General features: G+C 70.9%; 20 protein-coding genes. 16 read left to right on the plus strand and 4 right to left on the minus strand.

Features of this window, described 5'->3' with window-relative positions:
• Window positions 1-374 precede the first annotated feature (374 nt).
• The 4 genes from ACFWBT_RS27815 to ACFWBT_RS27830 all read right to left on the minus strand — a co-directional run bounded on the left by ACFWBT_RS27815 (window position 375) and on the right by ACFWBT_RS27830 (window position 5977).
• Complete coding sequence (locus ACFWBT_RS27815; protein ID WP_385705264.1) at window positions 375-2765, minus strand: transglutaminaseTgpA domain-containing protein; 2391 nt, start codon at window positions 2763-2765, stop codon at window positions 375-377.
• Window positions 2762-4126, minus strand: a complete 1365-nt coding sequence (locus tag ACFWBT_RS27820) for a DUF58 domain-containing protein (RefSeq protein WP_385705266.1) — start codon at window positions 4124-4126, stop codon at window positions 2762-2764. Before ACFWBT_RS27820 ends, ACFWBT_RS27815 begins: the two co-directional genes overlap by 4 nt.
• Window positions 4126-5163: an AAA family ATPase gene (locus ACFWBT_RS27825; protein ID WP_385705268.1), complete on the minus strand. Its 1038-nt coding sequence runs from the start codon at window positions 5161-5163 to the stop codon at window positions 4126-4128. The genes ACFWBT_RS27820 and ACFWBT_RS27825 overlap by 1 nt, the downstream gene beginning before the upstream one ends.
• Before the next feature lie 265 nt (window positions 5164-5428).
• Window positions 5429-5977, minus strand: a complete 549-nt coding sequence (locus ACFWBT_RS27830; protein ID WP_385705269.1) for a beta-class carbonic anhydrase — start codon at window positions 5975-5977, stop codon at window positions 5429-5431.
• Window positions 5978-6403: 426 nt separating this feature from the next.
• Between ACFWBT_RS27830 and rsmH the strand changes: the two genes are divergently transcribed.
• The 16 genes from rsmH to ACFWBT_RS27910 all read left to right on the plus strand — a co-directional run bounded on the left by rsmH (window position 6404) and on the right by ACFWBT_RS27910 (window position 24231).
• Entirely contained in the window at window positions 6404-7411 is a 1008-nt protein-coding gene (gene rsmH / locus ACFWBT_RS27835; RefSeq protein WP_385705271.1) for a 16S rRNA (cytosine(1402)-N(4))-methyltransferase RsmH, read from the plus strand.
• Window positions 7412-7433: 22 nt separating this feature from the next.
• Complete coding sequence (locus tag ACFWBT_RS27840; protein ID WP_385705273.1) at window positions 7434-7979, plus strand: hypothetical protein; 546 nt, start codon at window positions 7434-7436, stop codon at window positions 7977-7979.
• A 5-nt stretch (window positions 7980-7984) separates the two neighbouring features.
• Complete coding sequence (locus ACFWBT_RS27845) at window positions 7985-9937, plus strand: peptidoglycan D,D-transpeptidase FtsI family protein (protein WP_385705275.1); 1953 nt, start codon at window positions 7985-7987, stop codon at window positions 9935-9937.
• Between the two features lie 56 nt (window positions 9938-9993).
• Window positions 9994-11661 carry a UDP-N-acetylmuramoyl-L-alanyl-D-glutamate--2,6-diaminopimelate ligase gene (locus ACFWBT_RS27850; RefSeq protein WP_385705277.1) on the plus strand — a complete coding sequence of 556 codons (1668 nt, stop codon included), beginning with the start codon at window positions 9994-9996 and terminating at the stop codon, window positions 11659-11661.
• A gap of 4 nt (window positions 11662-11665) precedes the next feature.
• Entirely contained in the window at window positions 11666-13072 is a 1407-nt protein-coding gene (gene murF / locus ACFWBT_RS27855) for a UDP-N-acetylmuramoyl-tripeptide--D-alanyl-D-alanine ligase (RefSeq protein WP_385705279.1), read from the plus strand.
• The gene (gene mraY / locus ACFWBT_RS27860) at window positions 13069-14142 is read left to right on the plus strand and encodes a phospho-N-acetylmuramoyl-pentapeptide-transferase (protein WP_385705280.1); all 1074 of its coding nucleotides are present in this window, start codon (window positions 13069-13071) and stop codon (window positions 14140-14142) included. The genes murF and mraY overlap by 4 nt, the downstream gene beginning before the upstream one ends.
• Entirely contained in the window at window positions 14124-15551 is a 1428-nt protein-coding gene (gene murD, locus ACFWBT_RS27865; protein ID WP_385705282.1) for a UDP-N-acetylmuramoyl-L-alanine--D-glutamate ligase, read from the plus strand. Before mraY ends, murD begins: the two co-directional genes overlap by 19 nt.
• Window positions 15552-15619: 68 nt before the next feature.
• The gene (ftsW, locus tag ACFWBT_RS27870; protein ID WP_385705284.1) at window positions 15620-16981 is read left to right on the plus strand and encodes a putative lipid II flippase FtsW; all 1362 of its coding nucleotides are present in this window, start codon (window positions 15620-15622) and stop codon (window positions 16979-16981) included.
• A 6-nt stretch (window positions 16982-16987) separates the two neighbouring features.
• Window positions 16988-18079, plus strand: coding sequence for an undecaprenyldiphospho-muramoylpentapeptide beta-N-acetylglucosaminyltransferase (gene murG, locus ACFWBT_RS27875; protein ID WP_385705285.1), 1092 nt, complete (start codon window positions 16988-16990; stop codon window positions 18077-18079).
• Between the two features lie 25 nt (window positions 18080-18104).
• Entirely contained in the window at window positions 18105-18890 is a 786-nt protein-coding gene (locus ACFWBT_RS27880) for a cell division protein FtsQ/DivIB (RefSeq protein ID WP_385705287.1), read from the plus strand.
• Between the two features lie 275 nt (window positions 18891-19165).
• On the plus strand, window positions 19166-20359 hold the full coding sequence (gene ftsZ / locus ACFWBT_RS27885) for a cell division protein FtsZ (protein ID WP_385705289.1): 1194 nt from the start codon (window positions 19166-19168) through the stop codon (window positions 20357-20359).
• Entirely contained in the window at window positions 20356-21093 is a 738-nt protein-coding gene (gene pgeF, locus ACFWBT_RS27890; RefSeq protein ID WP_385705291.1) for a peptidoglycan editing factor PgeF, read from the plus strand. The genes ftsZ and pgeF overlap by 4 nt, the downstream gene beginning before the upstream one ends.
• Before the next feature lie 6 nt (window positions 21094-21099).
• Window positions 21100-21819 carry a YggS family pyridoxal phosphate-dependent enzyme gene (locus tag ACFWBT_RS27895; protein WP_385705293.1) on the plus strand — a complete coding sequence of 240 codons (720 nt, stop codon included), beginning with the start codon at window positions 21100-21102 and terminating at the stop codon, window positions 21817-21819.
• A 129-nt stretch (window positions 21820-21948) separates the two neighbouring features.
• Complete coding sequence (locus tag ACFWBT_RS27900) at window positions 21949-22590, plus strand: cell division protein SepF (protein ID WP_385705295.1); 642 nt, start codon at window positions 21949-21951, stop codon at window positions 22588-22590.
• 53 nt (window positions 22591-22643) lie between these two features.
• Complete coding sequence (locus tag ACFWBT_RS27905) at window positions 22644-22931, plus strand: YggT family protein (RefSeq protein WP_385705297.1); 288 nt, start codon at window positions 22644-22646, stop codon at window positions 22929-22931.
• A gap of 55 nt (window positions 22932-22986) precedes the next feature.
• Complete coding sequence (locus ACFWBT_RS27910; protein ID WP_385705299.1) at window positions 22987-24231, plus strand: DivIVA domain-containing protein; 1245 nt, start codon at window positions 22987-22989, stop codon at window positions 24229-24231.
• Window positions 24232-24291: the final 60 nt, after the last annotated feature.

The raw sequence follows: 24291 nt of genomic DNA on the forward strand, positions 1-24291 counted from the left end.
GCCCCCTCACGCGTGCGTTCGGGCGTCCGCGCGCACGCCGGACCTGCCGGGCCGGGAGCGGCTCCTTCCCGGGGCTCTCCCCCCGGCCCCCGGCTCTTCCCGCCGGGCAGCCCCGAGGCGTCCCGGCGGCTCCGACGTCCTGAGAACAACCGCCAGCGGTGCGAACCCGCCCGTTGCCCGGGACCCATGTTCAACAGCACCCGGCACCGGTGGCTGTGCCCACCCGTCCCGCCCTGCGGGACGCCTGCCCACAGCCGGTGACCGTCGCCCGCCGTCCACGCGTCCCGCCCCGCGGGGTGACTGCTCGCAGTGGGTGGTTGTCGCCCAGCCGGTGACTCCCGGCAGGCCGGCCGGTGTGGCCGGTCTGCCGGGGGTCAGGGGGTCTGGCTCGACGGGCGGTGCAGGAGGGATTCCTTGCGGGCCGAGACGCGGGCTCCGAGGGTGGTCCAGGCGGTCGAGGCCGCCCAGATCACCCGGACGGCCGAACGGGGGGCGAGGAGAGCACGCAGCTGGACGGGACGGCTCGCGGAGGCACTGAGGGCCTCTGCGACGAGGCGCGCGTCGTTCGCGAGTCCCGCCACCGGCCGGGGGTGCGGAGCGTAGAGAACCTGCTCCACGGCCGCGGCCAGCCGGTGCACCGCGGCCGCGGCCTCCGGATCGAGCTCCCCGATCCGGACGATCCGCTCGGCGGCCTTCCTCGGCGTCTGCGACTCCTCCGGCGCGATCCCGTAGTCCCACGCCGTATCGGTCACCTCCAGCCAGGCCCCCAGCGTGTACGCCGCCACGTCCGCCTCCGTGCGGCCGTGGCCGCCGAGCCGGACGGCTCGAGTCCGCATCCGCCACAGCATGGGCAGCAGCGGCACACCCAGGATCACGAGCCCGGCCAGCGCCAGCCAGACGTTGTTCCACCAGGGCCAGTCGTCGTCCTGGGCACCGACCGCCGCCGCCGAGGACTCGCTCGGGCACGCCTCCAGCTTCCGCAGCTGCGGCGGGCAGTTCTCGCTGGCCGACGGCGCCGTGGAGGGCACCGCGGACGCCGAGGACGACGGCTTGGGCACGACCGGTGCGTCGTTGCCCGGCGTGTCCGTCTGGGTGTACGCGGGAACCGTGCCCCGGCTCGGGGTCGGCTCGAAGCGGGTCCAGCCCACGCCCTCGAAGTACAGCTCGGGCCAGGCATGCGCGTCCCGCAGACCCACCGACATCGAACCGTTCGCCTGCGGAGACCCGGGCGTGAAGCCCACGGCCACGCGGGCCGGTATCCCCAGCGTCCGCGCCATCGAGGCCATCGCGAAGGAGAAGTGGACGCAGAAGCCCTCCTTGTCCTTCAGGAAGTTCGCGATCGCGGCGGAGCCGCTGCCGGCCTGCACCTCGGTGTCGTACCGGAAGTTCCCGCTGACCGCGAAGTAGTCCTGGAGCTTGACCGCCTGCTCGTAGTGGTTGGCGGAGCCCTTGGTGACCTTGCGGGCCGTGTTCGCCACCAGCGCGGGCAACGACTCCGGAACCTTGGTGAACTGGCGTCTCATCGCGGGCGAGGGCTCCGGGGCGCTCGCCAGCTGCTCCGCCGTCGGCTGCACCATCAGGCTCGTGACCTCGTACTGCACACCGCGTGTGTTCTGTCCGTGGTCACCGACGAGGGTGCGCCCCACGGGTTCGTACCGCCAGTTGCCGTCGATGTCGACCTTGCTGGCCGGATACGGCATCGGCAGCCAGTCCTGCGCGTACCAGTCGGCCGCCGAGATACGGGTCCGGATCGTGGCCCGCTTGACCTGGCCGGCGAGGCCGATCGGCGCCGGGAACGACTTCGGCACGTCCTCGATGTGGCGCTGGGCCGGCTTCCAGGCGGTGCCGTCGAAGTCGTCCAGCGAGACGATCCGCAGATACAGGTCCTGCGTCTCCGCGGTGTTGGTGCGATAGGTCAGCACCGTGCGGTCCTCGTCCACGTTCAAGCTGTCGCGGAGCGAGACCAGCGGGTTCACCGCGGAGATCGTGCCGCCGCCCCCGGAGCCGTTGCCCACACCCCGTCCCGTGCCGTCCAGCAGTCCGCCGTCGAGCGCGGGCAGGGCGAGCGGCACCACCAGGGCGACGCCCAGCGCCACCGCGCCGATCCGCCGTCCGGTGCGGACGGGCGCCACGGCGCCGTCCGCGGACTCCGGGCCGGGAGCGCGGGGCGCTCCGCCGAAGACGCGACCCCACTGCGAGAGCCGGTCCCGGCCCTCGGCCAGCAGCAGCATCAGATAGCCGGCCGCCGCGAGCAGGAACCACAGCCAGGCGGCGCCGCCGCCGGAGAGGCCCGCGGCGACGGAGTACAGGGCGAGCAGCGGAAGGCCGGCGGGCGCGGCGCTGCGGTAGGTCACCGCGAGCGCGTCCACCGCGAGTCCGATCACCAGGACGCCGCCGACCAGCATCAGCCGGATTCCGTCCGACAGGGGGGCCGGAATCGAGTACCGGCCGACGTCCTCGCTGCCCGCCTGGAGGAGTGTCGCGAAGTGCTGGAAGGCCTCGGGCCCGGGGACGATACCGGCGACGGCCTGCTGCCGGGCGAAGATCAGCGTCAGCAGCATCAGCGTCACCAGCGCCTGCGCCGCCACCGTCAGCGGCCGGGCCAGCGGAACCCGCCGGGTCAGCGCCCCCACACCGGTCTGCACGGCCACCAGGAACACCGCCTGGAGGATCCATGTCGCCGGGTCCACCAGCGGCAGCAGCGCGCACGACGCCAGCAGCGTGGCCGCGGCCGCGCACAGTGTCAGTCGGGCTCGCCCGCTCATGTCCCACCACCCCCCGCGGTAGTACCTGTCGACGCCATGTGCGTGCGCTGCCGGTCCGCCTCGCGCCACAGGTCGGCGAGCGGCGCGCCCCGCGGCACCATGACGGCGGTCCAGCCCGCCTCGCGCAGCATCCGCAGCCGGTCCACGCTCTTGTCCAACGGGCCGGGCACTTCGGTCGGTTCCCGCACCCAGGACTCACTGTCCAGCAGAAAGGCGACGGCCCCGCCGCTGCGCTGGCGCATCTTGCCGAGCACGGTCGCCTGCTCCTCGTCGAGATCGCCGAGGAAGGCGATCAGCAGTCCTTCGTTGCCACCGCGCAGCACGTCGTACGCCCGGGACAGGCCCGCGCCGTCCGAGTGGTCGATGACGGCGAGCGTGTCCATCATCATCCCGGCGGCGTCGGCCGATTCCTGGCTGGCGCCCGCGAACCCGTCGGCGCCCTCGCCGGGCACCGAGCTGCCGGTGTCCGTCAGAAGGCGGACCGAGAAGCCCCGTTCGAGCATGTGGACCAGGGTCGACGCCGTGCCGGAGACGGCCCATTCGAAGGCCGCGTCCGGGCCCGCGCCCTGGAAGGCGATGCCCCGGGTGTCGAGCAGCACGGTGCACCGGGAGCGCTGGGGCTGCTCCTCGCGGCGGACCATCAACTCGCCGTAGCGGGCGGTCAGCCGCCAGTGCACGCGGCGCAGGTCGTCGCCGTAGCGGTAGCCGCGCGGAATGATGTCGTCCTCGCCCGCCAGGGCCAGGGAGCGCTGCCGCCCGTCGCCGTACCCCTTCGCCTCGCCGGTCAGCCGCACCGGAGGCAGTGCCTCCACGCGCGGGATGACCGTCAGGGTGTCGTACGTCGAGAAGGAGCGGGTCAGCTCGCACATGCCGAACGGGTCGGTCAGCCGGAGCTGGAGCGGGCCCAGCGGGTAGCGGCCACGCAGGTCCGAGCGCACCCGGTAGGACACCTCGCGGCGGCCGCCCGCCTCCACCCGGTCCAGCACGAAGCGGGGGCGCGGACCGAGCACGTACGGCACTCGGTCCTGGAGCATCAGCAGGCCGGTGGGCAGTCGCGAGATGTTGTCCATGCGCAGATGGACGCGGGCCTCGGAGCCGGCGGGCACGCGCCCGGGGGAGAGCCTGCGGCTGCCCGCGACCCGGTAGCGGGTGCGGTACAGCACGGTCGCGCAGACCAGCGGCAGGGCCGCGAGGAGCAGGCCGACCCGGAGCAGATCGCTCTGCCCCAGGACGTACGCGCAGATCGCGGCGGCCACTCCGGCGGCCAGGAACGAGCGACCGCGTGTGGTGAGCCCGGCGAGCGCGGTGCGTAGCCCGCCCTTGTCCTCCTCGGCGGTGTGCCCCGTGCCCGCTTGCGTCATCACAGCCTCCGGGGCGGCTGCTGACCGTACGTGGGCGCGCCCCGGCCCATCGAGAAGCCGGACTGCTGATGGGGAGCGGCGGGCACCGGGGTGCGCTGGAGGATCTCCTGGACGACCTGCTCGGCCGTGCGGCGGTTCAACTGTGCCTGGGCCGTGGGCAGCAGGCGGTGGGCCAGGACCGCGACGGCGAGCGCCTGCACGTCGTCCGGCAGCGCGAAGTCCCGGCCGCTGAGAGCGGCGGACGCCTTCGCCGCGCGCAGCAGATGCAGCGTGGCACGCGGCGAGGCGCCGAGTCTGAGGTCGGGGTGGGTGCGCGTGGCCGCCACCAGGTCCACCGCGTAGCGGCGCACCGGGTCGGCGACGTGGACCGTGCGGACCGCGTCGATCAGCTTCACTATCTCGTGCGCGTGGGCGACCGGCTGGAGGTCGTCCAGCGGGTTCACGCCGCCGTGGATGTCCAGCATCTGCAGTTCGGCGTCCGCGCTGGGGTAGCCGATGGAGACGCGGGCCATGAAGCGGTCGCGCTGGGCCTCGGGCAGCGGGTAGGTGCCCTCCATCTCGACCGGGTTCTGGGTGGCCACCACCATGAACGGGCTGGGCAGTTCGTAGGTCGTCCCGTCGATGGTGACCTGCCGCTCCTCCATCGACTCCAGGAGCGCGGACTGCGTCTTGGGCGAGGCGCGGTTGATCTCGTCGCCGATCACGATCTGCGCGAAGATCGCGCCCGGCTTGAACTCGAAGTCCCGGCGCTGCTGGTCCCAGATGGAGACACCGGTGATGTCCGAGGGCAGCAGGTCGGGCGTGAACTGAATACGCCGCACCGAACAGTCGATGGACCGGGCCAGCGCCTTGGCCAGCATGGTCTTGCCGACGCCCGGGACATCCTCGATCAGAAGATGCCCCTCGGCGAGCAGCACGGTCAGCGAAAGCCGTACGACCTCAGGCTTGCCTTCGATCACTCCTTCCACCGAACTGCGGACACGCTCCACAGTGGCGGTCAGATCTGTAAGGCTCGCTCGATCGTCATAGGTCGTCACCCGGCCCTCCTCGGCCCTTTCCCGGGCCGACGCCCTGTGCGGACCGGCCCACCCCGAAACACGGACACCACGCGCGAAAGGTTCCGCGTGACGTCACACCCGCATTCTTGTTGCCGTTACCGGTTCGTGTCACTCGCCTGTGGATAACTGGCCGCGATATGTCAGGTTTTACGGCCCTCTGGGCAGCGGACGGTCGGGGTTTTTGGTGAAGAGAGGGTCCCACGGGCAGCCGAGGGTCGGCGACCGGGGGGTCCTGCGGTGCCGGTCAGGAGGGGTCGATCTCGCGCAGCAGGCCGGTCGTGACGTCGAAGACGAAGCCGCGGACGTCGTCGGTGTGCACCAGGAAAGGGGAGGTGCGCACACGCTGCATCGACTGCCGTACGTCCTGTTCGACGTCCCGGAAGGCCTCGACCGCCCACGCGGGACGCTGGCCGACCTCCATCTCCAGGTCGTGCCGGAAGTCCTCGGTGAGGGACTCCAGACCGCAGCCGGTGTGGTGGATGAGGACCACACTGCGGGTGCCGAGCGCGCGCTGGCTGATGGTGAGGGAGCGGATCACGTCGTCGGTGACCACGCCGCCCGCGTTGCGGATGGTGTGGCAGTCGCCCAGTTCCAGGCCCAGCGCCGCGTGCAGGTCGAGCCGGGCGTCCATGCACGCCACCACCGCGACGTGCAGCACCGGGCGGGCGTCCATCCCCGGGTCGGTGAAGGCGGCGGCGTACCTCCCGTTCGCGTCGACGAGTCGGTCGGTGACCGTGCGCTCTGCGGCTATGGCGCCTTCGGGTTCGGTGGGAACAGATGCGGAAGTCGTCATACCCATGACGTTACTGGTCACGCCCGAGGCAGTCCTGCTGTGAGAGGGGACAAAAAATGTCATCGCGGCTTGTTGTGAGGTAATCCACACGGGCGGTGACGACGTGCCCGTTCGGGTGATTCTTCCGGATCCGCGGCTTCGCTCCGAGCGGGGTCCGCGACGCGCATGCCGGTTGATTGACCGCGAGACACCGTGGACTAAAGTGACGCGAAGCGGGAGGCGAGGCTCTCCCCGCTGGACTGTTTTACCTGGAGACCCGGCGACTTTCCGGAGTCTCCCCGCGTGCGCGGCGCGTACGTACGGCTCGGCCTCCTCCCGCTCCCGGTCGGCTGACGCCACTCATCCGGCGCCAGCAGACCTTCCCCTTCCCGAGCGGGTGGGGACCCGGCGGTGCGTATGGCCGCGCCGGACCTGAGAGGGCCCGGAATGACAGGGCGCGAAGCGCTCCCCAACGAGGGCGGCAGCGGGCGACCGGAGGGGCAGAGCCGACACGTCCCGGTCATGCTCGACCGGTGCCTGGACATGCTCGCCCCGGCCCTCACCGAGCCCGGAGCCGTGGTCGTCGACTGCACGCTCGGACTCGGCGGTCACAGCGAGGCACTGCTCACCCGGTTCCCCGAAGCACGGCTCGTGGCCCTGGACCGTGACAAGGAGGCGCTGCGCCTCTCCGGAGAACGGCTCGCCCCCTTCGGTGACCGCGCCTCCCTGGTGCACGCCGTCTACGACGAACTCCCCGACGTGCTCGACCGCCTGGACATCCCGCGCGTCCAGGGCATCCTGTTCGACCTCGGGGTCTCCTCCATGCAACTCGACGAGGCGGACCGGGGTTTCGCGTACGCGCAGGACGCCCCGCTCGACATGCGCATGGACCAGACGACCGGCATGAGCGCGGCAGAGGTGCTCAACACCTACCCGCCGGGCGAACTGGTGCGGATCCTGCGGGCGTACGGCGAGGAGAAGCAGGCCAAGCGGATCGTCTCCGCGGTCGTGCGCGAGCGCGACAAGGACCCCTTCACCAACAGCGCGCGGCTCGTCGAACTGATCCGTGACGCGCTGCCCCAGGCGGCCAAGCGCACCGGCGGCAATCCCGCCAAGCGCACCTTCCAGGCGCTGCGCATCGAGGTCAACGGTGAACTGAGCGTCCTGGAGAGGGCGGTTCCCGCGGCCGTGAAGACGCTCGCCGTCGGCGGCCGCATCGCCGTGCTGTCGTACCACTCGCTGGAGGACCGGCTGGTCAAGCAGGTGTTCGCGGCCGGCGCCGCCAACACCGCCCCGCCCGGACTCCCGGTCGTCCCCGAGCGCTACCAGCCCCGGCTCAAGCTCCTCACCCGCGGTGCCGAACTTCCCACGGAGGAAGAGGTCGCCGAGAACCGGCGAGCGGCTCCCGCCCGGCTGCGGGGGGCGGAACGCATCCGCGAGGACGCCGCCGAGTGAGGCGCGGGGAGAAGGAGGGCCTGTGAGCGGCAAACCCGAACTCAGGGGGCGCGCCGCGCGGCTCGCGCGGCTCCTTCCGGCCGGCGCCGGGCAGGCCGCCCGCACCCCCTTCGTCCTCCTGGTCGTCCTCCTCCTCGGCGGCGGTCTCATCGGGCTCCTCGTGCTGAACTCGGCGCTCAGCGAAGGGGCGTTCCGCCTCGACGACCTCCAGAAGGACACCAAGAGCCTGACCGACGAGGAGCAGGGCCTCCAGCGGGACGTGGACGCCTACTCCGCCCCCGACGCCCTCCAGCGCCGCGCCCGCGAACTCGGCATGGTCCCCGGCGGCGACCCGGCCTTCCTCGGCCCCGACGGCACCGTCAAGGGCGTCCCCGGAGCCGCCGGGCAGTCCGCCGCCCGGGCCCCGATGATCCCCCCGCCCGAGGTCCTCGCCCCGGCCCCGGCCCGGCCCCCGGGCCCGGCGTCGAGCGCCGCCCCGGCGCCCGCCCCGCGGCAGCCGTCCACGGGCGCGCACACCACCCGGGCCCTCGCCCCGTCCACACAGCCCTCCACGACCCCCGGCAGGTGACGGAAGTGTCCGACAGGGAACCGCCGCGCCGCCGAGTGCCCGGCCCCGCCAGGCCCGTACGACCCGGCGGCCGGAGCCGCCCGGGTCCGGGAGGGCGCCCCGTGCGCCGCCCGGCCCCGGCCCGTCCCGACGGCCCGCGCGTCATCCGGCTCGGCAGCCCCCGCCCCCGTCTGCGCATGGTCAGTCTCGCGCTGACGCTGGTGATGATCGCGTTCGTCGTACGGCTGCTCCAGGTGCAGGCCGTCGACGCGAGCACCTACACCGCGAAGGCCGAGCAGAACCGGTACGTCGGGCGCACGCTGGCCGCCGAGCGCGGCGGGATCACCGACCGCGACGGCGTCGAGCTGGCGACGAGCGTGGACGCGTACGACATCACCGCCGACCCGACGATGTTCACGCGCGAGGCCACCGAGGTGGGGGACGCGCCCGAGCAGGCCGCCGCGCTCCTCGGCCCGATCATCGGCCAGGACACGGACACCGTCGCCAGGAAGCTGCGGGCCCGGAACACCCGCTACACGCTCCTCGCGCACCGCCGCACCCCCCAGGTCTGGCAGCAGATCAAGGACCTGAAGAGCACCCTCGGGACCAAGGCGGAGACCGACAAGAGCACGGTCAACGTCCTCGCGGGCGTCCTCGCCGTGCCGGCCAGCAAGCGCGTGTACCCGAACGGCGATCTCGCCGCCGGGATACTGGGCTGGGTCAACGCCGACGGCAAGGGCGGCGGCGGGATCGAGCAGCAGCTGAACAAGGAGCTCACCGGCAAGGACGGCAAGATCCGCTACGCCCAGTCCGGCGGCCGCCAGGTGCCGACCGTGGGTTCCACCGAGACACCGGCCGTGGCCGGCTCCGACGTCGAGCTGACCATCGACCGGGACATCCAGTGGGCCGCGCAGGACGCCATCACCGAGCAGGTGAAGAAGTCCAGGGCGGACCGCGGGTACGTGATAGTGCAGGACACCAGGACCGGCGAGATCCTCGCCATGGCCAACTCGCCCGGCTTCGACCCCAACGACCTCACCCAGGCCAACGCCGCGGCCATGGGCAACGCGGCCCTCCAGGACGCGTACGAGCCCGGCTCCACCGCCAAGCTGATGTCCATGGCCGCCGTCCTCCAGGAGAACGTGGCCACCCCCGGCACGCACGTCGTCGTGCCGAACCGGCTGCACCGCGGGGACCGGCTCTTCCAGGACGACGTCGACCACACCACCTGGTACCTCACGCTCAACGGGGTGCTCGCCAAGTCCAGCAACATCGGGACGATCCTGGCGACCGGCCAGCTCGGCAAGACCCAGAAGCAGGCGAACCGGGTCCTCTACTCGTACTTGCGCAAGTTCGGCATCGGCAGTCACACCGGGCTCGGCTTCCCCGGTGAGACCGCCGGCATCCTCGCGCCGCCCGACAAGTGGTCGACCTCGCAGCAGTACACGATTCCTTTCGGCCAGGGCGTGTCGATCAACGCGATGCAGGCGGCCTCCGTCTACTCGACGATCGCCAACGGCGGCGTCCGTATCGAGCCGACCCTGGTGCGCGGCACCAAGGGGGCCGACGGTCGCTTCACGCCCGCCGCCGTGCCGAAGAAGACCCGGGTCGTGAGTGAGAAGACGGCGAAGACCCTCGCCCAGATGCTGGAGTCCGTGGTGGACGACGAGCAGGGCACCGGCGCCAAGGCGCGCATCCCCGGCTACCGGGTCGCGGGCAAGACGGGTACGGCCAACCGCGTGGATCCGGCCACCGGCAAGTACCACGGCTACACCTCGTCGTTCGCCGGATTCGCCCCCGCTGACAAGCCGCGGATCACCGTGTACTGCGCGATCCAGAACGCCACGAAGGGCCTCTACTACGGCGGTCAGATCTGCGGACCCGTCTACAAGCAGGTCATGGAGTTCGCCCTGAAGACCCTCCAGGTCCCGCCCACCGGTGCCCGCGCGGCCCGCCTGCCCGTCGATTTCACGCCGTGACCGCCTCCGACCGCACACCCTGATCGCCCCCACGCACAACGGACCAGGAACCACTCGTGACAACGATCACCCCGGACCCCGGGAACCACTCCGCCTCGGATGCCGAGCCCGAGCCCTCGCTTCGCCCCGGCGGGGGTGAGCCCGGTACGCTCACCGCCGTGCCACACGCTGATCAGTCCCAAACCACCCAGAAGGGCGTTCCTGTGACATATCCGGGGCCGCCGCGGCCGGTTCACGTCTCCGCCACCCACCTCGCGGAGCTGGCCGATCAGCTGGGCGCCGACAAGCCGGCGAGCGACGCCGGGGTCACGGGCATCACCCATGACTCCCGCGCGGTGCGACCCGGCGACGTGTACGCCGCCCTGCCCGGGGCCCGTCTGCACGGCGCCGACTTCGTGACCCAGGCGGCCGGCCTCGGCGCGGTCGCCGTACTCACCGACCCGACCGGCGCCGACCGCGCCGCGGCCACCGGTCTGCCGGTCCTCGTCGTGGAGGACCCGCGCGGCTCGATGGGCGAGCTGGCAGCCACCATCTACGGCCACCCGGGGCGCGATCTGCTCCAGATCGGCATCACGGGCACCTCCGGCAAGACCACGACGGCCTACCTCGTCGAGGGCGGCCTGAAGAGGGTCCGCTCCACCGGCCTGATCGGCACGGTCGAGATGCGCATCGGCGACGAGCGCATCAAGTCGGAGCGCACCACGCCCGAGGCCACCGACCTGCAGGCCCTGTTCGCCGTCATGCGCGAGCGCGGGGTCGATTCCGTCGCGATGGAGGTCTCCAGCCACGCGCTGGTCCTCGGCCGCGTGGACGGCTGCGTCTTCGACGTCGCCGTCTTCAACAACCTCAGCCCGGAACACATGGAGTTCCACACGGGCATGGAGGACTACTTCCAGGCCAAGGCGCAGTTGTTCACGGCCAGACGCAGCCGGCTCGGCGTCGTCAATCTCGACGACGAGTACGGCCGCCGGCTCAGCGAGGAAGCGACCGTCCCGGTCGTCACCTTCTCCGCCGAGGGCCACCCGGACGCCGACTGGCGCGCCGAGGACGTCGAAGTCGGCCCGATGGACTCGACGTTCACCGCGATCGGCCCCAAGGGCGAGCGGATCACCGCCCGCTCGCCGCTCGCGGGCCCCTTCAACGTGGCGAACACGCTCGCCGCGATCGTCGCCCTCGCGGTCGCCGGAATCGACCCGCAGACCGCCGCGGACGGTGTCGCCGCCGTCCCGGGGGTCCCGGGCCGGCTGGAGCGCGTGGACGAGGGCCAGCCGTACCTCGCCGTCGTCGACTACGCCCACAAGACGGACGCCGTCGAATCCGTCCTGCGCGCCCTGCGCAAGGTGACCGAGGGCGAACTGCACGTGGTGCTCGGCTGCGGCGGAGACCGTGACAGGACCAAGCGGATGCCGATGGGCGCGGCCGTGGCCCGGCTCGCCGACACCGCCGTCCTGACCTCCGACAACCCCCGCTCCGAGGACCCCCTCGCGATCCTCGCCACGATGCTCGCGGGCGCCGCCGAGGTGCCGGCGCACGAGCGCGGCGAGGTCCAGGTCTTCGAGGACCGGGCCGCCGCCATCGCCGCGGCCGTCGCGCGCGCAAAGCCGGGCGACACCGTGCTGGTCGCGGGCAAGGGCCACGAGCAGGGCCAGGACATCGCCGGGGTGGTGCGTCCCTTCGACGACCGCCAGGTGCTTCGCGAAGCTATCCAGAAGACCCAGGGATGAACTTGTGATCGCCCTCTCTCTCGCCGAGATCGCAGCAGTCGTCGGCGGGCAGACGTACGACATACCGGATCCGGCGGTACAGGTCACCGGACCGGTCGTCAGGGACTCCCGTGAAGTGGAGTCCGGCAGTCTCTTCGTCGCCTTCGTCGGCGAACGCGTGGACGGCCACGACTACGCGGAGGCGGTGATCGCAGCCGGCGCGGCCGCCGTCCTGGCGTCCCGCCCCGTCGGCGTACCCGCCATCGTCGTGGACGACGTGCAGACGGCTCTCGGCGCCCTCGCCCGCCACGTCGTCGAACGGCTCGGCGCGACCCTCGTGGCCCTCACCGGCTCCGCCGGCAAGACGAGCACCAAGGACCTGATCGCCCAGGTGCTGCGGAGCAAGGCGCCGACCGTCTTCACCCCCGGCTCCCTCAACAACGAGATCGGACTGCCGCTCACCGCGCTCAGCGCCACCGAGGAGACGAAGTTCCTCGTGCTGGAGATGGGCGCCCGCGGCATCGGCCACATCCGCTATCTCGCGGACCTCACCCCGCCGAGGATCGGTCTCGTCCTCAACGTCGGCACCGCCCACATCGGCGAGTTCGGCGGCCGCGAGCAGATCGCGCAAGCAAAGGGCGAGCTCGTCGAGAGCCTCCCCGAGGACGGCGCGGCGGTCCTCAACGCCGACGATCCCCTCGTACGCGCCATGGCGTCCCGTACGAAGGCACGCGTGATCCTCTTCGGAGAGTCCGACGAAGCGGACGTACGGGCCGAGAACGTCCGGCTCACGGAGAACGGACAGCCCGCCTTCAGCCTTCGCACACCCTCCGGGTGCAGTGATGTGACCATGCGCCTGTACGGTGAGCACCACGTGTCGAACGCGCTCGCCGCGGCCGCCGTCGCCCATGAGCTGGGCATGTCCGCAGACGAGATCGCCCGCGCGCTCTCCGAGGCGGGCTCCCTCTCCCGCTGGCGGATGGAGGTCACCGAGCGTCCGGACGGCGTGACGGTCGTCAACGACGCCTACAACGCGAACCCCGAGTCCATGCGAGCCGCCCTGCGCGCGCTCGCGTCGATGGGCAAGGGACGTCGTACGTGGGCGGTGCTCGGTCAGATGGCCGAGCTCGGGGACGAGGCGCTCGCCGAGCACGACGCGGTCGGACGGCTTGCCGTCCGGCTCAATGTCGGCAAGCTCGTCGCGGTCGGGGGCAGGGAAGCGTCCTGGCTGCAGCTGGGCGCATATAACGAGGGTTCGTGGGGTGAGGAGTCGGTGCACGTGTCCGACGCACAGGCGGCTGTCGACCTGTTGCGCAGCGAGCTGCGCCCAGGGGACGTCGTGCTCGTGAAGGCGTCCAGGTCCGTCGGGCTGGAACGGGTGGCGCTCGCGCTGCTCGCCGACGGTGCCGAGGGTGAGGTTTCCGCCCGATGATGAAGCAGATCCTGTTCGCGGGAGTCATTGGCCTGTTCCTGACTCTGGTCGGCACTCCGCTGCTGATCAAGCTGCTGGCCCGCAAGGGCTACGGCCAGTACATCCGCGACGACGGCCCGCGCGAGCACCACAGCAAGCGCGGTACGCCGACCATGGGTGGTATCGCCTTCATCCTCGCGACGATCATCGCGTACTTCCTCTCGAAGGTGATCACGGGCTACGCGCCCACGTTCTCGGGCCTGCTGGTGCTCGGCCTGATGGCGGGCATGGGCCTGGTCGGCTTCCTGGACGACTACATCAAGATCGTCAAGCGGCGTTCGCTCGGTCTGCGGGCCAAGGCGAAGATGGCCGGACAGCTGATCGTCGGCATCGCCTTCGCGGTGCTGGCCCTGCAGTTCGCCGACAACCGCAACAACACCCCGGCCTCCACGAAGCTCTCCTTCGTCCAGGACTTCGGCTGGTCCATCGGCCCGGTGCTGTTCGTGGTCTGGGCGCTGTTCATGATCCTCGCCATGTCGAACGGCGTGAACCTGACGGACGGTCTGGACGGCCTCGCCACCGGCGCCGCGACGATGGTCTTCGGCGCCTACACCTTCATCGGTGTCTGGCAGTTCCAGGAGTCCTGCGCCAACGCGCAGACCCTCACCAACCCGGGCGCCTGTTACGAGGTACGGGATCCACTGGACCTCGCGGTCGTCGCCTCGGCCCTGATGGGCGCCTGCTTCGGCTTCCTGTGGTGGAACACCTCGCCGGCCAAGATCTTCATGGGTGACACCGGTTCGCTGGCCCTCGGCGGCGCGCTCGCCGGCCTCGCGATCTGCTCCCGCACGGAGATCCTGGTCGCCCTGCTCGGCGGCCTCTTCGTCCTCATCACCATGTCGGTGGTCATCCAGGTCGGCTCCTTCAAGCTGACCGGGAAGCGCGTCTTCCGCATGGCGCCACTCCAGCACCACTTCGAACTCAAGGGGTGGTCCGAAGTCCTTGTGGTGGTCCGCTTCTGGATCATCCAGGGCATGTGCGTGATCGTCGGACTCGGCCTCTTCTACGCAGGATGGGCAGCCAAGAAGTGACCAACTGGCAGGGCAAGAACGTCACCGTCGCCGGCCTCGGCGTCTCGGGCATCCCGGCCGCCAAGGTCCTGCACGGCCTCGGCGCGGTCGTCACGGTCGTCAACGACGGTGACGACGACCGGGCCCGGGCGCAGGCCGCGGAGCTGGAGACGCTCGGCGTCACCGTGCGCCTCGGTGACGGCGCGACCCTGCCCGAGGGCACCGAGCTCATCGTGACCGCGCCCGGCTGGCAGCCGGACAAGCCGCTGTTCGTCGCGGCCGCCACGGCGGGCGTCCCGGTCTGGGGCGACGTCGAACTCGCCTGGCGGCTGCGGGAGCAGGACGGCCGGAAGGCCGCGCCATGGCTCGCGGTCACCGGCACCAACGGCAAGACCACGACCGTCCAGATGCTCGCCTCCATCCTGAAGGCGGCGGGCCTGCGCACGGCGGCCGTCGGCAACATCGGCGTCTCGCTCCTCGACGCGGTCCTCGGCGAGGAGCAGTACGACGTCCTCGCCGTCGAACTCTCCAGCTACCAGCTCCACTGGGCGCCCTCGCTGCGCGCCCACTCCGCGGCCGTACTGAACCTCGCGCCCGACCATCTCGACTGGCACGGCTCCATGGAGGCCTACACCGCAGACAAGGGCCGTATCTACGAAGGCAATCGGGTCGCCTGCGTCTACAACGTGGCCGACAAGGCCACCGAGGACCTGGTGCGCGCCGCGGACGTCGAGGAGGGCTGCCGGGCCGTCGGCTTCACTCTCGGCGCTCCGGGGCCCTCCCAACTCGGCGTGGTGGACGGCATCCTGGTCGACCGCGCCTTCGTCGAGAACCGGCAGAAGAACGCCCAGGAGCTGGCGGAGGTCTCCGACGTCCGCCCGCCCGCCCCGCACAACATCGCCAACGCCCTTGCCGCGGCGGCCCTCGCGCGTGCCTACGGGGTGCCCGCGCGGGCCGTACGGGACGGGTTGCGGGACTTCACCCCGGACGCGCACCGCATCGCGCACGTCGCCGATGTCGGCCGGGTCGCCTACGTCGACGACTCCAAGGCCACCAACACGCATGCCGCGGAAGCCTCCTTGGCGGCCTACGAGTCGATCGTGTGGATCGCGGGCGGGCTCGCCAAGGGCGCGACCTTCGACGAGCTGGTCGCCAGGTCGGCGAAGCGGCTCCGGGGCGTCGTCCTGATCGGCGCGGACCGCGCGCTGATCCGCGAAGCCCTGGCGCGACACGCCCCTGAAGTACCCGTCGTCGACCTCGACCGGACCGACACTGGGGCGATGCTCGCGGCTGTCCGGGAGGCCGAGCGGCTCGCCGAGCCCGGGGACACGGTGCTGCTGGCGCCGGCCTGTGCGTCCATGGACATGTTCGCCAACTACAACAAGCGCGGTGACGCGTTCGCGGAGGCGGTTCGCGAACTCGGCGCCTGACCCGGCCGCCTCGCCGGGCGAACCTGGGAGGGACGGACGCGTGACATCGTTGTGGCCCGGAGACGCCGATGCCGACTAGCCGTACCGGCCGACCTCCCGTGCAGCGGGCCGGCCGGCGGCCCGTCGCCCGGGTGTCGCGCGACCATCCCGTACGCCGCCTCTTCATCCGTGCCCGCAAGGCCTGGGACCGGCCGCTGACCGCGTACTACCTGATCCTCGGCGGCAGCCTGCTGATCACCGTGCTCGGGCTCGTGATGGTCTACTCGGCCTCGCAGATCACGGCGCTCCAGCTGTCCCTGCCCGGTTCGTACTTCTTCCGCAAGCAGTTCCTGGCGGCCCTGATCGGCGGCGTGCTGATGCTGGCCGCCTCGCGGATGCCGGTGAAGCTGCACCGGGCGCTGGCCTACCCGATACTGGCGGGCGCCGTCTTCCTGATGGCCCTGGTGCAGGTGCCCGGGATAGGAGTCGCGGTCAACGGCAACCAGAACTGGATCTCCCTCGGCGGCTCGTTCCAGATCCAGCCCAGCGAGTTCGGCAAGCTCGCCCTCGTGCTGTGGGGCGCCGATCTGCTCGCCCGCAAGCAGGACAAGCGGCTGCTGACCCAGTGGAAACACATGCTGGTGCCGCTCGTCCCCGTCGCCTTCATGCTGCTCGGCCTGATCATGCTCGGCGGCGACATGGGCACGGCGATCATCCTCACGGCGATCCTGTTCGGGCTGCTGTGGCTGGCCGGAGCCCCCACCCGGCTGTTCGTCGGCGTGCTGTCCATCGCCGTGGCGATCGGCTTCACCCTCATCAAGACGAGCCCCAACCGCATGTCCAGGCTGGCGTGCATCGGGGCGACCGAGCCGGGGCCGCACGACACCTGCTGGCAGGCCGTGCACGGCATCTACGCCCTCGCCTCCGGCGGTCTCTTCGGTTCCGGCCTCGGCGCCAGTGTGGAGAAATGGGGCCAACTGCCCGAAGCGCACACCGACTTCATCTTCGCCATCACCGGGGAGGAACTGGGCCTCGCGGGGACGCTGTCGGTTCTCGCCCTCTTCGCGGCTCTAGGCTATGCGGGTATCCGCGTGGCCGGACGCACGGAGGACCCCTTCGTGAGGTATGCCGCGGGAGGCGTGACCACCTGGATCACGGCGCAGGCCGTGATCAACATCGGTGCGGTGCTCGGTCTGCTGCCGATCGCCGGTGTCCCGCTCCCGCTGTTCTCCTACGGAGGCTCCGCCCTGCTGCCGACCATGTTCGCCATCGGGTTGCTGATCGCCTTCGCGCGTGACGACCCCGCTGCGCGGGCGGCACTCGCGATGCGGCAACCCCGCTTTGGCAGAAGGCGGGGTGCGGTGAGAGAGTCCGCAAGGGCCGGGGGGCCCCGGAGATGGAACACGATGCGACGGCGTGCCTCGGCGGCGCGTTCGTCCGGAGAGCGGTGAATTTCGGTGCATGTCGTACTCGCCGGCGGGGGGACCGCCGGCCACATCGAGCCCGCGCTCGCCCTCGCGGATGCCCTGCGCAGGCAGGACCCGACCGTGGGAATCACGGCCCTGGGCACGGAACGCGGACTCGAGACCCGGCTCGTACCCGAGCGCGGCTACGAACTCGCGCTGATCCCCGCGGTACCGCTGCCGCGCAAGCCCACCCCCGAGCTGATCACCGTCCCCGGACGGCTGCGCGGCACGATCAAGGCTGCCGAGCAGATCATGGAACGCACCAAGGCGGACGCGGTCGTCGGCTTCGGCGGCTATGTGGCCCTGCCCGGCTACCTGGCGGCCAAGCGCCTCGGCGTGCCGATCATCGTCCACGAGGCCAACGCCCGCCCCGGTCTCGCCAACAAGATCGGATCGCGGTACGCGGCCCAGGTGGCCGTCTCCACACCCGACAGCAAGCTCCGCGGGGCCCGTTACATCGGCATCCCGCTGCGCCGCTCCATCGCCACCCTCGACCGGGCCGCCGTACGGCCCGAGGCGCGCGCCGCGTTCGGGCTCGACCCGAACCTGCCGACCCTCCTGGTGTCGGGCGGCTCGCAGGGCGCCCGCCGCCTCAACGAGGTGGTCCAGCAGGCGGCTCCGTACCTCCAGCAGGCCGGAATCCAGATCCTGCACGCGGTCGGCCCGAAGAACGAACTGCCGCAGGTGCATCAGATGCCGGGGATGCCCCCGTACATCCCGGTACCGTACGTGGACCGGATGGATCTCGCGTACGCCGCGGCCGACATGATGCTCTGCCGCGCGGGCGCGATGACCGTCGCCGAACTCTCCGCCGTCGGACTGCCCGCCGCCTACGTCCCGCTGCCCATCGGCAACGGCGAACAGCGGCTGAACGCCCAGCCGCTGGTGAAGGCCGGCGGCGGACTGCTGGTCGACGACGCGGAGCTGACCCCGCAGTGGGTGCAGCAGAACGTGCTGCCCGTGCTCGCCGACCCGCACCGGCTGTACGAGATGTCGCGTGCCGCCAGCGAGTTCGGCCGGCGGGACGCCGACGACCTGCTCGTCGGGATGGTGTACGAGGCGATCGCCTCGCGCCACCGCTAGGACCGCATGAGGGAAGGCAGGGAGCGTGGCCGGACCGAAGACCGCCGAGCGCGGTGAACGGCAGAAGCTGGAGTCCGGCCCGCCCCGGCCGCCCTTGCTCGGGCGGCTCCGCCGCCCTCATAGGCTCATCATCCTTTTGGTCGCCGTGGTGTTGGCGGGCGCCGCCGCGGTGTGGACCCTCTACGGCTCCTCATGGCTGCGTGTGGAGCGCGTATCGACCTCAGGGACGCGGGTACTGACGGCCGGGCAGGTGGAGGAAGCGGCCGATGTTCCGGTCGGATCCCCGCTGATCTCCGTCGACACGGAGGCGATCGAGGAGCGATTGCGTCAGAAATTGCCCCGAATCGACTCGGTTGACGTCGTCCGATCCTGGCCGCACGGAATCGGTCTCAAAGTGACCGAACGTACCCCGGTCCTGATGATCGAAAAGGGCGCAAAGTTCGTCGAAGTGGACGCCAAGGGCGTGCGGTTCGCGACCGTTTCCGATGCCCCGAAGGGCGTGCCGGTACTGGAAGTGGCGGTTTCACGGCCCGCCGTTCTGCGCCGCTTCCCCGCCGACCGGCTGGTGCGTGAGGCGGTGCGGATCGCCGGGGACATTCCGGACCCCGTCGCCCGCGACACCCGTACCGTCAAGGTCCGTTCCTACGACGCCGTCTCGCTGGAGTTGAGGGGCGGCCGGACCGTCGAGTGGGGCAGCGCCGAGAAGGGCCGCGCGAAGGCCAGGACGCTCCTTGCTCTCATGAAAGCCGATCCCGAGGCCCGGCACTTCGACGTAAGTGCCCCCACAGCCCCCGCCTCATCGGGCAGTTGACGCGCATCGGCGCAGGCCAGCACCCTGGTTGGGCAGCGCTGCGCCTGATCACATAGGGTGAAAAGAAAAACGGGAGGTTCGGCGTGTTCGTTGAACGTGCGCCACTTGTCGACTTAGTGTCCTGTTCGGAAGAGTCCAAGGAACAGACACACTGGTAACCCTAAACTTCAGCGTTAGGGTTCGGGTCGGCGTTCGGACCGTCCCATTCGGCATCAGTCGTCGGATCGCGAACGTGCGAGGCGACGACACGTAACTCGAGGCGAGAGGCCTTCGACGTGGCAGCACCGCAGAACTACCTCGCAGTCATCAAAGTCATCGGTGTCGGCGGCGGTGGTGTCAATGCCATCAACCGGATGATCGAGGTCGGTCTCAAGGGCGTCGAGTTCATCGCCATCAACACCGACGCGCAGGCGCTGTTGATGAGCGACGCCGACGTCAAGCTCGACGTCGGCCGGGAACTCACCCGCGGCCTCGGGGCCGGAGCCAACCCGGCAGTCGGCCGCAAGGCCGCCGAGGATCACCGCGAGGAGATCGAGGAGGTCCTCAAGGGGGCCGACATGGTCTTCGTGACGGCCGGCGAGGGTGGCGGCACCGGCACCGGCGGCGCGCCCGTCGTGGCCAACATCGCGCGCTCCCTGGGCGCCCTCACCATCGGCGTGGTCACCCGCCCGTTCACCTTCGAGGGTCGGCGCCGCGCCAACCAGGCGGAGGACGGCATCGCGGAACTCCGCGAAGAGGTCGACACCCTCATCGTCATCCCGAACGACCGGCTGCTGTCCATCTCGGACCGCCAGGTCTCGGTCCTCGACGCCTTCAAGTCGGCGGACCAGGTCCTGCTCTCCGGCGTTCAGGGCATCACCGACCTCATCACCACGCCCGGCCTGATCAACCTCGACTTCGCCGACGTGAAGTCCGTGATGTCCGAGGCCGGTTCGGCGCTCATGGGCATCGGCTCGGCCCGCGGCGACGACCGTGCGGTGGCGGCGGCCGAGATGGCGATCTCCTCGCCGCTCCTCGAGGCCTCCATCGACGGCGCCCGCGGCGTCCTCCTCTCCATCTCCGGCGGCTCCGACCTCGGCCTGTTCGAGATCAACGAAGCCGCCCAGCTGGTCAGCGAGGCCGCGCACCCCGAGGCCAACATCATCTTCGGCGCGGTCATCGACGACGCCCTCGGCGACGAGGTGCGCGTCACCGTCATCGCCGCCGGCTTCGACGGCGGCCAGCCGCCGGCCAAGCGGGACAACGTCCTCGGATCGACCTCGGCCCGACGCGAGGAGCCCGCTCCGGCGCGCCAGGCCGAGAGCCGCCCGTCCTTCGGGTCGCTCGGCAGCGTCACCCCGAAGGAGGCCGCCCCGGAGCCCGCTCCGGAGCCGGTCAGCGAACTGCCGGTGTCCCCGCCGGTCCCGCCGTCCCGCTCCTACTCGGACAGCGCGGCCGAGGAGCTGGACGTGCCGGACTTCCTGAAGTGATAGGACATCGCTCCGAAACGAGCACCGCGAGCGGCGCCCACTTCGCCTTCACCGACAGGTGGGGCGGGGTGAGCGCCGTTCCGTACGAGGAGCTCAACCTCGGCGGAGCGGTCGGCGACGACCCCGACGCCGTACGCACCAATCGGGAACTGGCCGCCAAGTCGCTCGGGCTCGATCCGGCCCGGGTCGTCTGGATGAACCAGGTGCACGGACCGGACGTGGCGGTCGTCGAGGCGCCGTGGGGCTCCTCGGAGATTCCGTCCGTCGACGCGATCGTCACGGAGCGGCGGGGGCTCGCGCTCGCCGTCCTCACCGCCGACTGCACGCCCGTCCTCCTCGCCGACCCCGTCGCCGGGGTGGCGGCCGCCGCCCACGCGGGACGGCCCGGGATGGTCGCCGGGGTGGTGCCCGCGGCAGTACGGGCCATGGTGGAACTCGGCGCCGATCCGGCCAGGATCGTCGCCCGCACCGGACCCGCGGTCTGCGGACGGTGCTACGAGGTGCCGGACGCGATGCGTGCCGAGGTCGCCGCCGTCGAGCCCGCGGCCTACGCCGAGACCGCGTGGGGGACGCCCGCGGTCGACGTGACCGCCGGAGTGCACGCGCAGTTGGAACGGCTCGGAGTGCGTGACCGGGAGCAGTCGCCGGTGTGCACGCTCGAATCGAGGGACCACTTCTCGTACCGACGGGACCGCACCACCGGGCGGCTCGCGGGCTATGTATGGCTGGACTGATGGGGCATGACAGACCGTAAGGCTCAACTCGCCGCGAATCTGGCGAAAGTGGAAGAGCGCATCACGGCTGCGTGCACGGCCGCCGGGCGCAAGCGCGAAGAGGTGACCCTGATCGTGGTCACCAAGACCTACCCCGCGAGCGATGTGCGGATCCTGTCGGAGCTCGGTGTGCGGCATGTCGCCGAGAACCGGGACCAGGACGCGGCACCGAAGGCCGCGGAGTGCTCCGACCTGCCCCTGTTGTGGCACTTTGTCGGACAATTGCAGACCAACAAGGTGCGTTCCGTGGTCGGTTACGCGGGTGTCGTGCAGTCGGTCGACCGCTCCAGGCTCGTCGCGGCCCTCTCGAAGGAAGCGGTGCGGGCGGAGCGCGAGGTGGGGTGCCTCATCCAGGTCGCGCTGGACGCGCAGGAGCGCGGCCGGGGTGAGCGGGGAGGCGTGGGGGTCGGCGGAATCGAGGAGTTGGCCGACCTTGTCGCGCAGGCCCCCGGGCTCCGGCTCGACGGGCTGATGACGGTCGCTCCGCTCACCGGTGAGTACGCGGGGCGGCAACAGGCGGCGTTCGAGCGGCTGATGGATTTGTCGACTGCCGTGCGCCGGGCTCATCCGGCTGCGAACATGGTCTCGGCAGGGATGAGCTCGGACCTCGAACAGGCCGTGGCGGCCGGAGCGACACATGTACGCGTCGGTACTGCGGTACTCGGAGTCCGACCCAGCCTCGGGTAACGTCGCCAAGAAGTCGGACCACAGCAGAAAATATGGTCATTTCCGCCAAAGGCGGGCATAACGACCTCGTGGATCGCGGGCACTTGGCAGTTCGTCAGCCGATCCACCACAGAGCGGAGGACTCAGAGCATGGCCGGCGCGATGCGCAAGATGGCGGTCTACCTCGGCCTCGTGGAGGACGATGGGTACGACGGCAGGGGATTCGACCCCGACGACGACTTCGAGCCCGAGCTCGACCCCGAGCCCGAGCGGGACCGACGACGGCATGAGCCGTCGCACCAGTCACATCAGGCGCACCAGTCCCAACGGGACGAATCGGTACGAGTGGTACAGCCCCCGGCGCCGCGCGACCCCGTGCCGCATTCCTCTTCGCTCGCCGCGGAGTCCGGGCGTCCGGCACGCATCGCCCCCGTGGCGTCCATCACACAAGAACGTCAAAGCCTGGAGAAGAACGCCCCGGTGATCATGCCCAAGGTCGTGTCGGAACGAGAGCCGTACCGGATCACCACGCTGCACCCCCGGACCTACAACGAGGCCCGTACCATCGGGGAACACTTCCGTGAGGGCACCCCGGTGATCATGAACCTGACGGAGATGGATGACACCGACGCGAAGCGACTTGTCGACTTCGCGGCCGGTTTGGTGTTCGGTCTCCACGGCAGCATCGAGCGGGTGACGCAGAAGGTGTTCCTGTTGTCGCCTGCTAACGTCGATGTCACGGCGGAGGACAAGGCCCGCATCGCAGAGGGCGGGTTCTTCAACCAGAGCTGAGACGCAGGACCGGGAACACCGCATGGGAAACAGGGGAGAGGGACGCACGGATCATGAGCGTGGTCGGGCAGGTCTTCTACATCGCGCTGATGTGCTTCCTCATCGTGCTGATTTTCCGGTTGGTCATGGACTACGTCTTCCAGTTCGCCCGCTCATGGCAACCTGGCAAGCCGATGGTGGTCGTTCTGGAGGCCACCTACACTGTCACCGATCCACCGCTCAAGCTTCTGCGGCGGTTCATTCCGCCGCTGCGTCTCGGGGGCGTGGCGCTTGACCTGTCCTTCTTCGTACTGATGATCATCGTCTTCATCTTGATCAGGCTTACGACGAGCATGATGTGAGCGATGTGAACGATACGGTCTTGCCGAATGCCGACGACTACGTTGAGGTGAAGAGATGCCGTTGACCCCCGAGGACGTGCGGAACAAACAGTTCACGACCGTCCGCCTCCGAGAAGGCTATGACGAGGACGAGGTCGATGCCTTCCTCGACGAGGTCGAAGCCGAACTGACTCGCCTGCTCCGCGAGAACGAGGACCTGCGCGCCAAGCTGGCCGCTGCCACGCGCGCGGCCGCGCAGAACCAGCAGCAGCAGGGTATGCGCAAGCCGCCCGAGCAGCAGGACCAGCAGGGCCCGCCGCAGGGTATGCGAGGCCCGGGCGCCCCCGTGCCCGCCGGCATATCGGGTCCGCCGCAGGGCATGGGCGGCCCCATGGGAGGCCCGCCCCAGCTGCCCAGCGGTGCGCCGCAGCTGCCCGCCGGCCCCAGCAGTCAGGGCCAGCAGGGTCAGGGTCCGATGGGCCAGGGCCCCATGGGTCAGGGTCCGATGGGTCAGGGTCCGATGGGCCAGGGCCCCATGGGCCAGGGTCCGATGGGTCAGGGTCCGATGGGCCAGGGTCCGATGGGCCAGGGCCCCATGGGTCAGGGTCCGATGGGCCAGGGTCCCGGTCAGATGCAGCAGATGCAGCAGATGGGCGGCCCGATGGGCGGACCCATGGGTGGCCCCATGGGCGGCCACGGCCAGCAGATGCCGCAGCAGGGCCCCGGTGGCGACAGCGCCGCCCGTGTCCTCTCGCTGGCCCAGCAGACCGCCGACCAGGCGATCGCCGAGGCCCGCTCCGAGGCCAACAAGATCGTCGGTGAGGCCCGCAGCCGCGCCGAGGGTCTGGAGCGCGACGCCCGTGCCAAGGCCGACGCCCTGGAGCGGGACGCGCAGGAGAAGCACCGCGTCGCGATGGGCTCCCTGGAGTCCGCCCGCGCCACGCTGGAGCGCAAGGTCGAGGACCTGCGCGGCTTCGAGCGCGAGTACCGCACGCGTCTGAAGTCCTACCTGGAGTCGCAGCTGCGCCAGCTGGAGACGCAGGCGGACGACTCGCTCGCCCCGCCGCGCAATCCGGCCACGGCGTCCCTGCCGTCGTCCTCCGCGCCCTCCATGGCTCCCGCGGGTGCCGGTGCGCCGTCCTACGGCGGCAACCAGGGCATGGGTGGCCCGACGCAGGCCCCGCCGTCCTACGGTGGGCAGCAGCAGATGTCGCCCGCGATGACCCAGCCGATGGCTCCGGTGCGGCCCCAGGGCCCGTCGCCGATGCAGCAGGCGCCCTCGCCGATGCGCGGGTTCCTCATCGACGAGGACGACAACTGACGGCCATGAGCACGCCTTAGGCGTCGGCAGCGTTCAGGGCGGGGCCCCCGGATTCCGGGC

Source organism: Streptomyces sp. NPDC060027 (genome assembly GCF_042737005.1).
Taxonomy (GTDB): Bacteria; Actinomycetota; Actinomycetes; order Streptomycetales; family Streptomycetaceae; genus Streptomyces.

Excerpts from the sequence above, each read along its gene's own strand:
- ACFWBT_RS27815 (WP_385705264.1), bottom strand. The coding sequence starts at position 2,765 with ATGAGCGGGCGAGCCCGACTGACACTGTGCGCGGCCGCGGCCACGCTG.
- ACFWBT_RS27820 (WP_385705266.1), bottom strand. The coding sequence starts at position 4,126 with ATGACGCAAGCGGGCACGGGGCACACCGCCGAGGAGGACAAGGGCGGG.
- ACFWBT_RS27830 (WP_385705269.1), bottom strand. The coding sequence starts at position 5,977 with ATGACGACTTCCGCATCTGTTCCCACCGAACCCGAAGGCGCCATAGCC.
- rsmH (WP_385705271.1), top strand. The coding sequence starts at position 6,404 with ATGACAGGGCGCGAAGCGCTCCCCAACGAGGGCGGCAGCGGGCGACCG.
- mraY (WP_385705280.1), top strand. The coding sequence starts at position 13,069 with ATGATGAAGCAGATCCTGTTCGCGGGAGTCATTGGCCTGTTCCTGACT.
- murD (WP_385705282.1), top strand. The coding sequence starts at position 14,124 with ATGGGCAGCCAAGAAGTGACCAACTGGCAGGGCAAGAACGTCACCGTC.
- ftsW (WP_385705284.1), top strand. The coding sequence starts at position 15,620 with ATGCCGACTAGCCGTACCGGCCGACCTCCCGTGCAGCGGGCCGGCCGG.
- ACFWBT_RS27895 (WP_385705293.1), top strand. The coding sequence starts at position 21,100 with ATGACAGACCGTAAGGCTCAACTCGCCGCGAATCTGGCGAAAGTGGAA.
- ACFWBT_RS27900 (WP_385705295.1), top strand. The coding sequence starts at position 21,949 with ATGGCCGGCGCGATGCGCAAGATGGCGGTCTACCTCGGCCTCGTGGAG.
- ACFWBT_RS27905 (WP_385705297.1), top strand. The coding sequence starts at position 22,644 with ATGAGCGTGGTCGGGCAGGTCTTCTACATCGCGCTGATGTGCTTCCTC.
- ACFWBT_RS27910 (WP_385705299.1), top strand. The coding sequence starts at position 22,987 with ATGCCGTTGACCCCCGAGGACGTGCGGAACAAACAGTTCACGACCGTC.